Source organism: Brevibacillus laterosporus DSM 25 (assembly GCF_002706795.1).
Taxonomy (GTDB): Bacteria; Bacillota; Bacilli; order Brevibacillales; family Brevibacillaceae; genus Brevibacillus_B; species Brevibacillus_B laterosporus.
Genome location: NZ_CP017705.1, coordinates 626,273 through 638,987, shown reverse-complemented (window position 1 = coordinate 638,987; position 12,715 = coordinate 626,273). Strand labels below are relative to the sequence as shown.

Here is a 12,715-nt window from a genome sequence, read left to right as displayed (position 1 = left end):
CTCCGCTGTAGCTAAAGACGGAGGAAGAGCCAACAAGAAGCAAAGGAAAAATAGGATTCTTTTAGACATAGGCTTCTGTCAGTAATTAAAAGGAGCCTTGTTGCAGTTGAGATAGTGTAATAACTTCGTCAGTCTTAGGAAGTGTAAGTTCCCATTTAGGAGCTACATTATAATTAGATGTTTTTTGTTCAAAGGCAAACGAGATACCAATGGAACCTTTATCAGGGTTTTCTTTATCAGAAACCTTTACATCCCAATCTACTAATTGGTATGGGATATTGCTGTCTTTATCAATTACTACATAAGTATTTGCTTTTTGGATGTTAAAGTTTGATTTGATCAAATCTTTGTTTTTGTCAATTTCAGCAGAAACATCTTTCAAGCCTTTTTTCATTTCCTCAAGTTGATTGGAATCCTGTGCTAAGATATCTTTATAAGCAGGTGTTTCAGACAGAACTTTAACCACTTCTGGGATCACATTATCTACTGTTGTTTTCAAGAAAGGAATCAAATTATCATTAGTCAATTTCATGTTGATAATACGATCAGCTTTTACTTCAGCAGGTAGATTAGAAATATCTTCTTTTTTAGCCTCTACAAAGTAGTCAGGACCATAATGTTTAAAGAGTGAATCAACGATTTTAACAGATGCTTCTTTTTGTTTTTTCATTGTTTCTGGTGAAAAATCTGGTACAGCTGCTGGTTGGCCTTGAGCTTCAGCCATTTCTTTCATTTCTTTATAGTCAAGTTCAATGTATTTACCTTCTAATTTTTCCATACCAGGAATGAAGTTAACGGCAGGAACTTTAACCCACATTTTATCTTGATTCATAATCATTGGAATTGAGAAAGTGGTGTTAACACCTTGCATATTTACTTTAGCATCAAGAATAAGTTCTGTTTGGAAAGGCTCTACAGATTGGTTTCCACGATAGGAAAGCTCGGAATTTTTTAATACCTCTAGAACCATTTTTGATTGCGGATCGTTTTGCAATTGCTCATCTGTTGCATCCACTTTGAACTTTAAGGAACCACTAAAACTGTAAGAGTTCAAGGAAATTTGTTTCTTAAAAGCTTCTTGTGCTACATCTTTTCCTGATTGTTGTTTAGCCCCACAGCCAACGAGAAGAAGGGCAAACATAGCAAAGATAGCAAGAAAGATTGGTAGCTTAGTCTTAAACGTTTTCATCATAAACCTCCTAAATTTTTGCATAATACCTCTACCATTATAGACGTTCTTGACTCGTTTGTGTGTAAAAAAAAACGTTGTCTCATTTTTAACGAATTTATTTGTAGTTGAAGGGGTTGCAAATCCATGACATCAGAACTAAGAAAATATCTATGCAAAGAAATGAAAAATCAGAAGAATAAAATGATTCGATTTGTTGAATTCATGGCTATTTGTTTATATCATCAAGAATTTGGCTATTACATGAAACAGAGAAACAAGGTAGGTAAAAAAGGGGACTTTTATACTAGTTCTCAGGTTGGTGACATCTTTGGTGAGACATTATCTGATTCTATTCTCCTATTTTTAAAACAGAACGAATTTAGTAACCCCGTGTTGATGGAAGTGGGGGGAGGAACAGGGAGCTTAATGCAACAGATTTTGACCAGAATCAGAGAGGTAGATGCTCAATTATATGCGAGACTAAGAGTAATTATGGTAGAAATAAGTCCGTATCATGCTCACATACAAAAAGAGAGTCTACAATCTTTTTCGCTTCCAAAAATGTGGTACAAAACTGTAGAGGAGGCGGCCAAAAATGAACGATTTCAGGGTGTCATTTTCTCAAATGAATATTTTGATGCATTCCCGGTCCATTTAGTAGAAAAAGCACGTGGCGAATGGTATGAGATAGGCATTGGCTTCGAGCAGGAAATGGAAACGAAAAAGAAAAAAAGTTATATCTCACCCGCATCGAATACCGTGGAGGTAGCAGATTCAGACGAAGCTCAATCTGTTATTTTTCTTGAAGGATATATGCCCGAGGTATCGTCAGAAATAACTGCTATCATAAAAGGACTTCCAAAAGGATTACCAGATGGGATGCGGATAGAAGTACAGGCAGGGGTAAGCGAGGTGATGGACGCCTTGAGTAGCATGCTAGAGCGTGGGCGAGTGGTTAGTATTGACTACGGGGATTCAGCAGAAGATTTGTATCATCCTAGTCGCAAAAATGGAACGCTTGCTTGCTACTATCAGCATCAGATGAATGAAGAGTATTTAGAGCGGATAGGAGAACAGGATATAACCGCACATGTTAATTTTAGCAGATTGATGGAGTGCGGAGATCGTGTAGGACTTGTTACAAAATCGTTTACACGTCAAGATCAATTTTTACTTGCAAATGGTATCTTAGAAAAGGCTCAGGCTCATCAAGATACTGATCCTTTTACAAGTGTAGCAATGAAGCGAAATAGAGCCATCCAACAGTTAATTTTACCTAGCGGCTTGGGGGGGTTATTTCGAGTCCTGATTCAGGAGAAACTGGACAAATAGATAAAGAAAATGAACGCGGGAAAGGTAGTGGGACAAACAAAAAAGCGAATTCCGTTAAGGGATTCGCTCTTTGCCGTTTCATAACTACTATTACATTAATAAGTGCAGGAAAGAATGTTCTCCTCCTGCAGATGCTGGTGGCATTCCGTAGAACGTGTAATACGTAAATCCCACAAATGAAACAAACATAAAACAGAAGAAAAGATTCAAATAGGTTCTTTCCGTGAGACGCATATAACCAAGGGCCAGGAAAATAGCAGTCAATCCGAAGAACAACAATGACATCGGGAATAATTGACCCCAGAAGGCCATAATAGCGATCATTAGTGTCCAGAAGCTAAGTACGCGAAACATACGATCCATATGTATCCCCCCTTTGGCAGAACTTTTTGAAAAGATTGTCGTTTTCATTATATAGGACATGTCAAGCAGTGTAAACGGTTGAGGTTTGACAGAATTATGTCAGGTGCTCTTTTAGATTAGCGATTACATAATTACATGACTCGCATCCACCAATCATCGATGTTTCAGGTATCAGTTCAATATCCCCAAAGTAGGCTTGGAAAATACCTTCTAGCATGGCGTGATGCATTTTGCAGATGTTTGCTGGATGTTTTTTGGCAATTTCTGAAAAAGTACAGTTAAATACGCGGAAACGTACTCGTTGATCATCTGTTACTTCAAACTGAGGACGCAAACCCTGTGCTAAAGCAATTCGATAGATACAATCCATTTTGTCTTCCAGTGTACGTGAAGGAGTCAGTTTGTTTTTGTCCTGAGCGCGCTTAGCCGCTTCTAGACCCAAAGCGTTTTCCCATCGTAACTAAAGCTTCCTGTCCTGCTACCCCCAAGGAAAGGAGCGATTCAATAGCAATGTCTGCCAAAAGCTGATAGTCTCTTGGAGGAAATTGCAGGCTGACAACCTCTTCCGAAATCGAGTAAAGTCGACTAGGTCTTCCGCCCTTTCCACTTTTGTCCAGTTGAGATTGGAGTAATTGAACGTCTTCCAATTTAGTCAAATGCAGACGAGCTACGTTAGGGTGAATGGAGAACTGTTCCGCCACTTCATGAACTGTTACAGGTTTGCTTGAATCGGTTACATATTGATAGATAGAAAAACGTGTGGGGTCTGCGAGGGCGCTGGTTAATTTTTGCGCCTTTTCCATTAAAAATCCCCCCTTTCAAAAACATTCGTCTTATAGTGTAGCCCATTTCTAGTGAATTGTTAAGCTTCTGTTATATATCTTTGATTTGTAAATAATTTTTATTAAGATTTTATATTAAATACTATTGACATAGTGTTTAATGAAGGACTAGAATCTACTATATAAAGTAAAGTGACTTTATCAATACATGTATATTACCCATTAGATATTTATTATATGGAGGAATGCAATATGGCAACAGCTATGAAAGATGCAAATCTCGGTACGCTGACATTTTTTACATATCCGAGCTGCACATCCTGTCGTAAAGCGAAAGCGTGGTTGGCTGAAAACGGAGTGAATTACGAAGAACGTCACCTGTTCAAAAACCCACCAAGCGTGCGCGAACTTTTGGAAATAGCTAAGATGACGTCAAGCGGTTTGGATGAATTGTTATCGACTCGCAGTCAGAAATTTAAAGATTTGGACATGGATATTAATGACATGACCGTATCTGAACTTTTAGAAATGTTGAGTGAAGACCCTGCATTATTGAAGCGTCCTATCTTAACGGACGGTGAGCATCTAATTGTTGGCTACAACCAATCAGCTATGAAAGAATTTTTTCTATAAAAGGAATTGAGTAACTAATTGGATTTACCGCTATTTTATCATTTATCAAAAGAATGTCCACATTGTAACAGGCCTTGAACTGCTTTCCAGCACATTTGCAAGCAAGCCTGTACGCGTGGACGTTTTTTTGTTGTATATAAAATTTGTTGTATATCAAAAATAGAAAAGCCATGACGATCATGTTAGTACTTGCTAGTACTAACAACAAGTGAAAATGTTAAAAAATCATTGATTCTACCTAAATATAAAGGGAAACGGGTTTTCGCGACGACCTTGTCCATACTACAATGGAAACAGTTGCGAAGGGAGTGTTTATCGTGTACCAAAACATCTTAGTACATAAGCAGAATGGTATTGCCGAGATTATCTGCAATCGTCCGCATGTACGTAATGCTTTAAGCCTAGAGATGATGGATGAATTGCAGGATGCTCTTACGAGTTGTGAAAAAGATGATTCCATAAAGGTGATCTTGTTTACTGGAGAAGGTAGCGCATTTGTATCTGGTGGTGATTTACATCAATTTGGTGCTGTTAAGGGAGCTGACTCCCTGCCTTTATTACAGAAAGCTGAGCAATTATTAACAAGAATCGATTCCTTTTGTAAACCAACCATTGCGATGGTAAATGGTCCAGCTATCGGTGGTGGAGCTGAATTTGCCTGCGCTTGTCATTTTCGCTTCATGAGTGATCAGGCTGTCTTTCGCTTTGTTCAAATTCATATGCATATTACCACGGGCTTTGGAGGTGGTAGTCGTCTTTTTGCGAAAATGCCAGAATCTATCGCATTGCGGTTACTGTTAACTGGAGAGAAGCTCGGACCTCAGGAAGCCCTACAGATAGGGTTAGTGGAAGGTGTGTATCAGGCGGACAAGCTTAGAGAGAAGACATTAGAATTCGCAGCAGCGATTGCTAAGCAGCCATTGAAGAGTATTTCAGCTTATATGAACATGCTAACTTGGAAGAAAAAAGGTGTATCCTTACAAGAATCGATTCAATTGGAGCTTGAACAATGTGCGACGTTATGGGGAAGCAAAGAACACCTTCAGTATATACAAACATTCTTTCGTAAAGGTAAGTAGCTAGGTTAAGTAGATTTACTCCCGTTTAAAGAACAGCCAGCTTGGGGATACTTTTTTCTAGTAATTGTTATTCTACAAGAGTAGGGAAAAGCATAGAATGAACTACATCGTTCTTATCAGTTAACGGGAGGGACTTTATATATGGTAGCTTCAAGACAAGATGCTTGGACAGAAGATGATGATCTGGTACTCGCAGAAGTAACGCTCCGCCATATACGCGAGGGTGGTACCCAGTTGGCAGCTTTTGAAGAAGTAGGACAGCGGCTGGGACGGACCTCCGCCGCCTGCGGGTTTCGTTGGAATAGTACTGTGCGCAAGCAGTATGATGCTGCGATTTCTATAGCTAAAGCGCAGCGTCAGCAAATGAAAAAGCTGGGACGAATCCAGCCCGAAATCCGTTTGGATAACAAGATATCAGCTGACCCCATAGAAGGTAGTGCACCAGAGTTACGTGAAAAGCAAAAGAGTGAACCGATGTTGGATTCCATTATTTCTCAACAGCTTCATCTACACGAAAGCACTGCTCAGGTTCAGGAAATCAAGCCAGCTGTAGCCATGCCAATACCTACGTTCACACAGGCTATAGAGACGTCCAGAGTGATGGGCGAGGAACAGCAGGTGGAATCCGCTATCAGACTGTTACAGGGGTATAAAGATATTGTTCGCCGATCTAAGCAGTTAGAACGGGAATTGGAACAACGTGAGCGAGAAATAAAAGATTTAAAAGAGCATAATCTACAGCTAAGAAAAAATTTAGAGGACCATATTGGGGTAAACAACGACTATAAAGCTTTGTTGCAAATTATGGATCGTGCAAGACGATTGGCATTTTTAAAAGAAGAGGAATCATCCAAGCCGGTCTTTAAAATGGATTCAAATGGCAACCTAGAGCGAATTGAATAATCGATAAAAGTATGTGGATGAGCGGTCCTGAAGGGGATCGCTCTTTTTGTACATACAAAAAGAGCTGACACTAGAATGCGTCAGCTTACTCACAGGTATTTCATAAATAAGAAAAGTTAATCTTGCAAACCTACCGTGGTAGGTAACCAGACGTAGGGATTTTCTCCTCTATCGCGAACCGGGTTATATTTTACAGGGAAGAATCCCATTTTTGTCCAGAATTGATCTGCTCTACAACGCGAGCTGGTTTTAATTGGTAAACCAAAGCTCTTGGCATGGTTGACTAGTGCGGTTCCGTAATCATTGTTTCGATATTCTGGTAATACTTCTAGTTTCCATAGTTCAAAATAATCTTGTTGGGGTTGAAAATAACGATCGTATTTTGCGTCAATTTTGTATAGACTCATGCGGGCAACTAGACGATCTTCATGATAAATCCCGTAGAAGGGAGATTCAGAGTCGTTTTCGATAATATTGGCTTGCAAATCTTCTTTCATGGACAGCTCTTCAAGACCAAACTCACGGAATTTTTGGAACTCTTCCAATGTTTTGTAATTAATATGCAAGCGTACTACTTCATACATTTATATGGCCCCCTTTCAAAAATAACATCTGCTTTTTTATTATACACTTGATTACTCAAAAATGCTTAATATGAATACTGATAAGTGTGCTTTGATGAAATATTTGGTTTTATGAAAAAATTTTAGCTGACATCTAGAACAATTGACGAATTAGTGGCAAAATAAAGAAGAGACTAATTTTTTGCAAAAAGGAGGGTGAGGTCGTGAAAAAAGTTTGTATCGCCAATCGGGGAGAAATTGCAAGACGAATCATACGTACTTGCAAACAGATGGGGATAGCAACTGTAGCTGTATATTCCGATGCTGACCAAGAAGCTTTATTTGTCAAAGAAGCAGATGAAGCGATTCGAATTGGACCACCACCGGTACCACAAAGCTATTTAAATATGGAGGCGGTTCTGAAAGCCGCTAGGGAAGCAGGTGCGGATGCTATCCACCCTGGCTATGGACTACTCTCTGAAAATAGTGAGTTTGCAAAGCGATGTGAACAAGAGGGCTTGCTCTTTATTGGTCCATCTGCATCTGTTATCGAGCAAATGGGAGATAAGGTAAAAGCTAGACAACTCATGCGTAGTGCAGGAGTACCTGTTGTTCCAGGTATTGAAGACCATCTGGAAACAGCAGAGGATGCTGTACGATTAGCGGCATCAATTGGATATCCGCTCATGCTTAAAGCAAGTGCAGGGGGCGGAGGCATAGGTATGCAGGTATGCCACGGTGATGATGAGATGCGTCAAGCTTTCCTTTCCGCTAAAGGACGCGCAAAAGCTTATTTCGGAAATGATACGATGTTTTTGGAACGTTACATTGAACAGCCGCATCACATTGAAGTGCAAATAGTAGCAGATCAAAAAGGAACAACGCTACACTTGTTAGAACGTGAATGTTCTATTCAACGTCGACATCAGAAGGTTGTTGAAGAAAGTCCGTCACCGTTTTTAGATGAAAAGACGCGGGCTAGTGTGTGTGCCATGGCCATAACAGCAGCCGAGGCGGTTGGATATACTGGTGCCGGAACTGTTGAATTTATCATGGATGGGGATCGCAATTTTTACTTTCTTGAAATGAACACTCGTTTGCAAGTGGAGCATCCTGTAACAGAAGAAATGATCGGGATTGATTTAGTTGAATGGCAACTCCGCATTGCACGGGGTGAAGCGTTATTTTTTACACAGGAAGAGGTTAAAGCAAAACGACATGCAATAGAATTGAGAATTTATGCGGAAGACCCTGTTACCTTTTTTCCATCACCGGGTACGATTACCGTCTATGACGTACCACAGATGGAAAGCGTTCGTATTGATGATGCAGTGGAGGCTGGTACGATTGTGACTCCGTTTTATGATCCCATGATCGCTAAGCTGATCGTATCAGGTGAGACACGCGAACAAGCGGTTTTTCTAGCACAGCAAGCGGTGGAGAACTATAAAATTGAAGGTTTAAAGACCAATCTTCCGTTTTTACAGGATCTTTTAGCACAACCAGCCTTTCGAAAGGGCTGCTACGACACCCATTTTATCCAACAAATGAGAGAACCTAAAGGAGTGTAAATGAGATGAAACAAGTAACAGCAAGTATGGCGGGGACCGTTATTCAATTATTGGCACAAGCAGGAGCTGAGGTAAGTGCGGGAGCAGACGTTGTTATGTTGGAATCCATGAAAATGGAAGTGCCGATTCAAGCGGAATCTTCTGGTAAAGTAGCGACTGTTAAAGTCAATGTAGGAGATTTTGTTAATGAGGGCGACGTACTTCTAGAGCTAGAATAATTTTTTTGTAAACAAACTGAGCGATCGTTCGGTTGGGGGGTGAGTTCATATGCAGATTACAGTGTATGAAGTAGGACCGAGAGATGGGTTACAAAATGAAGAAGCGGTCATCAGTACTACACATAAAATCGAGCTGATTAAGAAGCTGACTCAAGCGGGAATTCGCCATATTGAAGCTACCTCGCTTGTGCATCCCAAATGGATTCCACAATTGTCCGATGCCACAGAGGTGCTTGCTGGTGTACCCCGACTAGATGGTGTGCAATATAGTGTGCTGACTCCCAATCTGAGGGGGCTACAACGAATCACTGCGAATCAGGTGGATGAGGTAGCGATCTTCATGTCGGCAAGTGAAACCCACAATCTCAAGAACATTAATAAAACACGAGAGGATACCTATCCTGTATTAGCAGAAGTGGCGAAAGAGGCACAGCGGATGGGACTACGTGTCCGAGGCTATATCTCAACTGTGTTTGGATGTCCTTATGAGGGCGAGGTTTCTTTGACAGAAAGTATGAGAGTCGTGGAGAGGCTTCTCGCTATGGGTGTATATCAGCTATCCATCGGGGACACCATTGGAGTCGCAACACCGCGTCAGGTACACGAGGTATTTGTAGCTTTTGAAAAAGAGTGGGGAGCTACTCGGTTCGCTGGTCACTTTCATGATACAAGGGGAACGGGTCTCGCTAATGTGGTAGCGGCCCTACAGCATGGAATTACTACGTTTGATAGCTCGATTGGTGGTTTGGGTGGATGTCCTTATGCTCCCGGAGCCGCAGGCAACATTTCCACGGAAGATGTTGTGTACTTATTGCATGGAATGGGTTATGAGACCGGAATTCAATTAGATAAGCTGGTAGAAGCTGGTCAATTTATTCAGAGAATATTGGGCAGAGAATTACCATCTAAAGTATTAAAGTCCACAGCAGGATGATAAGGAGGGGCGTATGAGTATTCAACTTGAAAGACAAGGTCAGGTGGGTATCCTTACCATTCAGCGTCCAGAGGTACACAATTGCTTAAATTTTGTGACGTTAGAGCGTTTGCAGCGTCTACTGCTAGAAGTAGCAACGGATCACAAGGTCCGTGTTGTAGTCATTACGGGTGCTGGTGATAAAGCCTTTTGCTCAGGAGCAGATCTAAAAGAGCGAAAAACGATGCCACAGTCACAAGTTCAGCAGTATATTCGCACGATTCGTGACGTATTTACCCAAATTGAGCGTTTATCCGTACCTGTCATTGCTGCGATAAACGGAATTGCTTTTGGTGGCGGGTTAGAGCTTGCTCTTGCTTGTGATTTACGGGTTATGAGTGAGACAGCACAAACGGGCTTAACCGAGACATCACTTGGCATTATTCCGGGTGCTGGAGGGACACAGAGACTGCCCAGGTTGATTGGTAAAGGGAAAGCGAAGGAATTGATTTTGACAGCACGACGAATTGGAGCCAAAGAAGCACTAGAAATTGGCTTGGTTAATCAGATTGTTCCAGCAGATCAGGTGCTAGATGCTTCCCTGTCTCTTGCTCAACAGATCGCGTTGAATGCACCGATGGCCCTTGCTCAAGCTAAATGGGCGATTGATTATGGTATGGAGGTGGATATGGCAACAGGATTAGCGATTGAGAGCAATGCTTACCAAATCCTAGTGCCTACCAAAGACCGGCTAGAAGGACTTGCAGCTTTTGCAGAAAAACGAAAGCCCGTATATCGTGGTGAATAAGCTGGGGGGATAAAAGATGAGTCAATCAATAGAAGAGCTATTGCGGCAACGGATGGAGCAAGTAAAGCAAGGCGGGGATCAGAAATACCATGAGAAGCAAAAGGAACAGGGTAAGCTGTTTGTGCGCGACCGTCTGAATTTATTGTTCGATGAAGGAGAGTATACGCTTGAGGATGGATTGTTTGCGAACTATAAAGCAGGTAATCTCCCGGCCGATGGAGTAGTTACCGCTATCGGAAAAGTAAATGGACAAACCGTATGCGTTATGGCCAACGATTCTACAGTGAAGGCGGGATCATGGGGCTTTAGAACGGTAGAAAAGATTATTCGTATTCAAGAGACAGCAGAAAAGCTATGTGTGCCTTTACTGTATCTGGTGGATTCCGCAGGAGCACGAATTACAGACCAGTTGGAAATGTTCCCAGGTCGTCGTGGAGCAGGGCGCATCTTCTATAATCAGGTGAAATTATCGGGTAAAATCCCGCAAATTTGCGTTCTGTTTGGTCCTTCTGCCGCAGGTGGGGCCTATATTCCAGCCTTTTGTGATATCGTGATCATGGTGGAAAATAATGCAAGTATGTACTTAGGGTCTCCGCGGATGGCTGAGATGGTTATCGGCCAAAAAGTATCTCTGGAAGAACTAGGCGGGGCTCGAATGCATTGTAGCGTAAGCGGTTGTGGAGATGTTCTGGCTGCTAACGAACAAGAAGCTATTGCGTCAGCTCGTCGTTACCTTAGCTTTTTCCCGTCACACTATCAACAGCTACCACCGGTGGTAAAAGCAAAACCTCCAGTGGACGCAGCACAAGATATTAATGCACTTATTCCAGAAAACCAGAATGCACCTTTTAACATGTATGAGTTGATTGAAACATTGGTAGATAAGGGATCATTTTTTGAAATAAAGAAGCTATTTGCTCAAGAATTAATCACCGGTTTAGCTCATATAAACGGAAAACCAGTAGGTATTATAGCGAATCAACCGCGTGTCAAAGGTGGCGTATTATTTGTTGATTCAGCAGATAAAGCTGCTCGCTTTGTAACCTTGTGCGATGCGTTCCATATTCCTCTCCTGTTCCTTGCTGATGTACCAGGATTTATGATCGGAACAGCGGTAGAGCGGGCTGGCATTATTCGTCACGGAGCTAAAATGATTTCGGCAATGGCTGAAGCTACGGTACCAAAAATTTCTGTTATCGTAAGAAAAGCATATGGGGCAGGTCTGTATGCAATGGCTAGTTCTGCGTTTGAACCAGATGCCACCCTCGCATTGCCTCATGCTCAAATTGCTGTGATGGGACCCGAGGCAGCTGTAAATGCTGTATATAGTAATAAGATTCAAGCGATTGAGGACCCACAGGAGCGACAGGCATTTATTATGGAAAAACGTCAGGAATATCAAGAGGATATTGACATTTATCTACTCGCTTCAGAAATGATTGTGGATGCTATTGTAGAGCCGTCTAATCTAAGAAATGAATTAATCTGTCGCTTTGATGCTTACCAAAGCAAACAGCAAATCTTTACCAATCGTAAGCATCCGGTTTATCCAGTGTAAAAAAGGGGACTCCGTGGTTAGGAGTCCCTTTCTAGCGTTCCTTATCTAACGACGGGAGTTAATATTTACATAAGTCTCCAATTCCGTTAATTACCCGCCGTTACCGGACTTTCCCATGCTAGCTGCAATTTTACCTGCCAATCCGGCGATAGTCATGGTTTGTAGCCAAATCTTACCTGGGCCACGCAAGGTTGTTAAAAATAAACCTTCTCCGCCAAAAATAACATTTTTAATGCCTTTTACACGTTCGATGCTCATATCTACAGAGGATTCATAGGCTGCAACATGGGCTGTGTCTACCTTTATGACCTCGCCGTGCTGCAAATCCATCTCAGCGACTTCGCCGTCCAGCTCTAAAAAGACCATTCCGCGACCGCTTAAACGCTGCATGATGAAGCCTTCACCGCCAAAAAAGCCCGTGCCTAACTTCTTTTGAAAATGAATGGAGACATCAATGTTTTCTGTACCTACTAAAAAGGCATGTTTTTGGGCGATAATTTCGTTTCCTGGGTGAATGGTAATCGGAATTATTTTACCAGGAGCCGCAGGTGCAAAGGCAATCATTCCTGGCGTACGTTGAGCTTCAAAAAATGTGAATGTTAACGATTCTCCAGTAAAGGCTCGTCCAAGAGATTTAAGCATGCCTCCTTTAAAACTAGTGTCCATTTTCATATTTTCACTCATCCAAATCATAGAACCCGATTCAGTAAACAGTCGCTCACCGGGTTGCAAGTTAAATTGGAGAGCCTGCATGGTAGAACCCATAATATGATATTCCATAAGATACCCACCTTTAGTTGATTTCAACGGGATTATAAGTT

At 41.6% G+C, this 12,715-nt stretch carries 13 protein-coding genes and 1 pseudogene; 9 read left to right on the top strand and 5 right to left on the bottom strand.

What is annotated here, in order from left to right; all coding sequences use genetic code 11:
- Positions 1-85: 85 nt before the first annotated feature.
- Entirely contained in the window at positions 86-1,189 is a 1,104-nt protein-coding gene (locus BrL25_RS03065) for a hypothetical protein (protein ID WP_018673340.1), read from the bottom strand.
- A 126-nt stretch (positions 1,190-1,315) separates the two neighbouring features.
- Between BrL25_RS03065 and BrL25_RS03060 the strand changes: the two genes are divergently transcribed.
- Entirely contained in the window at positions 1,316-2,503 is a 1,188-nt protein-coding gene (locus BrL25_RS03060; RefSeq protein WP_018673339.1) for a class I SAM-dependent methyltransferase, read from the top strand.
- Between the two features lie 90 nt (positions 2,504-2,593).
- Here the strand turns inward: BrL25_RS03060 and BrL25_RS03055 are convergent, their stop codons facing one another.
- A complete protein-coding gene (locus BrL25_RS03055; protein WP_018673338.1) occupies positions 2,594-2,866 on the bottom strand; it encodes a DUF2626 family protein in 273 nt (90 codons plus the stop codon).
- A gap of 94 nt (positions 2,867-2,960) precedes the next feature.
- Positions 2,961-3,669, bottom strand: a pseudogene (locus tag BrL25_RS03050) (helix-turn-helix transcriptional regulator).
- A gap of 231 nt (positions 3,670-3,900) precedes the next feature.
- On the opposite strand from BrL25_RS03050, the gene BrL25_RS03045 reads away from it, so the two are divergent.
- The 3 genes from BrL25_RS03045 to BrL25_RS03030 all read left to right on the top strand — a co-directional run bounded on the left by BrL25_RS03045 (position 3,901) and on the right by BrL25_RS03030 (position 6,263).
- Complete coding sequence (locus BrL25_RS03045; RefSeq protein ID WP_003336663.1) at positions 3,901-4,281, top strand: Spx/MgsR family RNA polymerase-binding regulatory protein; 381 nt, start codon at positions 3,901-3,903, stop codon at positions 4,279-4,281.
- A gap of 317 nt (positions 4,282-4,598) precedes the next feature.
- Positions 4,599-5,360 (top strand): enoyl-CoA hydratase/isomerase family protein, encoded by a 762-nt coding sequence (locus tag BrL25_RS03035; protein ID WP_018673337.1) that lies wholly within the window; start codon positions 4,599-4,601, stop codon positions 5,358-5,360.
- A gap of 141 nt (positions 5,361-5,501) precedes the next feature.
- Positions 5,502-6,263: an RsfA family transcriptional regulator gene (locus tag BrL25_RS03030; RefSeq protein ID WP_018673336.1), complete on the top strand. Its 762-nt coding sequence runs from the start codon at positions 5,502-5,504 to the stop codon at positions 6,261-6,263.
- Between the two features lie 116 nt (positions 6,264-6,379).
- Here BrL25_RS03030 and BrL25_RS03025 read toward each other — a convergent pair whose 3' ends face one another.
- Entirely contained in the window at positions 6,380-6,847 is a 468-nt protein-coding gene (locus BrL25_RS03025) for an N-acetyltransferase (RefSeq protein ID WP_018673335.1), read from the bottom strand.
- A gap of 203 nt (positions 6,848-7,050) precedes the next feature.
- Here BrL25_RS03025 and BrL25_RS03020 point away from each other — a divergent pair, with 203 nt between their 5' ends.
- From BrL25_RS03020 to BrL25_RS03000, 5 genes are read left to right on the top strand one after another with little or no spacing between them, the layout of a single operon-like run.
- Positions 7,051-8,397 (top strand): acetyl-CoA carboxylase biotin carboxylase subunit, encoded by a 1,347-nt coding sequence (locus BrL25_RS03020; RefSeq protein ID WP_018673334.1) that lies wholly within the window; start codon positions 7,051-7,053, stop codon positions 8,395-8,397.
- A 5-nt stretch (positions 8,398-8,402) separates the two neighbouring features.
- On the top strand, positions 8,403-8,615 hold the full coding sequence (locus BrL25_RS03015) for an acetyl-CoA carboxylase biotin carboxyl carrier protein subunit (protein WP_018673333.1): 213 nt from the start codon (positions 8,403-8,405) through the stop codon (positions 8,613-8,615).
- A 49-nt stretch (positions 8,616-8,664) separates the two neighbouring features.
- Positions 8,665-9,549: a hydroxymethylglutaryl-CoA lyase gene (locus BrL25_RS03010; RefSeq protein ID WP_018673332.1), complete on the top strand. Its 885-nt coding sequence runs from the start codon at positions 8,665-8,667 to the stop codon at positions 9,547-9,549.
- Positions 9,550-9,562: 13 nt separating this feature from the next.
- Positions 9,563-10,336, top strand: coding sequence for an enoyl-CoA hydratase-related protein (locus tag BrL25_RS03005; RefSeq protein ID WP_018673331.1), 774 nt, complete (start codon positions 9,563-9,565; stop codon positions 10,334-10,336).
- Positions 10,337-10,352: 16 nt separating this feature from the next.
- A complete protein-coding gene (locus BrL25_RS03000) occupies positions 10,353-11,894 on the top strand; it encodes an acyl-CoA carboxylase subunit beta (protein WP_018673330.1) in 1,542 nt (513 codons plus the stop codon).
- Positions 11,895-11,984: 90 nt separating this feature from the next.
- On the opposite strand, the gene BrL25_RS02995 is transcribed toward BrL25_RS03000, so the two are convergent.
- Positions 11,985-12,674, bottom strand: coding sequence for a TIGR00266 family protein (locus BrL25_RS02995; protein WP_018673329.1), 690 nt, complete (start codon positions 12,672-12,674; stop codon positions 11,985-11,987).
- Positions 12,675-12,715: the final 41 nt, after the last annotated feature.

Coding starts and splice junctions, on each gene's coding strand:
- BrL25_RS03065 (WP_018673340.1), bottom strand. CDS start 1,189: ATGAAAACGTTTAAGACTAAGCTACCAATCTTTCTTGCTATCTTTGCT.
- BrL25_RS03060 (WP_018673339.1), top strand. CDS start 1,316: ATGACATCAGAACTAAGAAAATATCTATGCAAAGAAATGAAAAATCAG.
- BrL25_RS03055 (WP_018673338.1), bottom strand. CDS start 2,866: ATGGATCGTATGTTTCGCGTACTTAGCTTCTGGACACTAATGATCGCT.
- BrL25_RS03045 (WP_003336663.1), top strand. CDS start 3,901: ATGGCAACAGCTATGAAAGATGCAAATCTCGGTACGCTGACATTTTTT.
- BrL25_RS03030 (WP_018673336.1), top strand. CDS start 5,502: ATGGTAGCTTCAAGACAAGATGCTTGGACAGAAGATGATGATCTGGTA.
- BrL25_RS03025 (WP_018673335.1), bottom strand. CDS start 6,847: ATGTATGAAGTAGTACGCTTGCATATTAATTACAAAACATTGGAAGAG.
- BrL25_RS03015 (WP_018673333.1), top strand. CDS start 8,403: ATGAAACAAGTAACAGCAAGTATGGCGGGGACCGTTATTCAATTATTG.
- BrL25_RS03010 (WP_018673332.1), top strand. CDS start 8,665: ATGCAGATTACAGTGTATGAAGTAGGACCGAGAGATGGGTTACAAAAT.
- BrL25_RS03005 (WP_018673331.1), top strand. CDS start 9,563: ATGAGTATTCAACTTGAAAGACAAGGTCAGGTGGGTATCCTTACCATT.
- BrL25_RS03000 (WP_018673330.1), top strand. CDS start 10,353: ATGAGTCAATCAATAGAAGAGCTATTGCGGCAACGGATGGAGCAAGTA.
- BrL25_RS02995 (WP_018673329.1), bottom strand. CDS start 12,674: ATGGAATATCATATTATGGGTTCTACCATGCAGGCTCTCCAATTTAAC.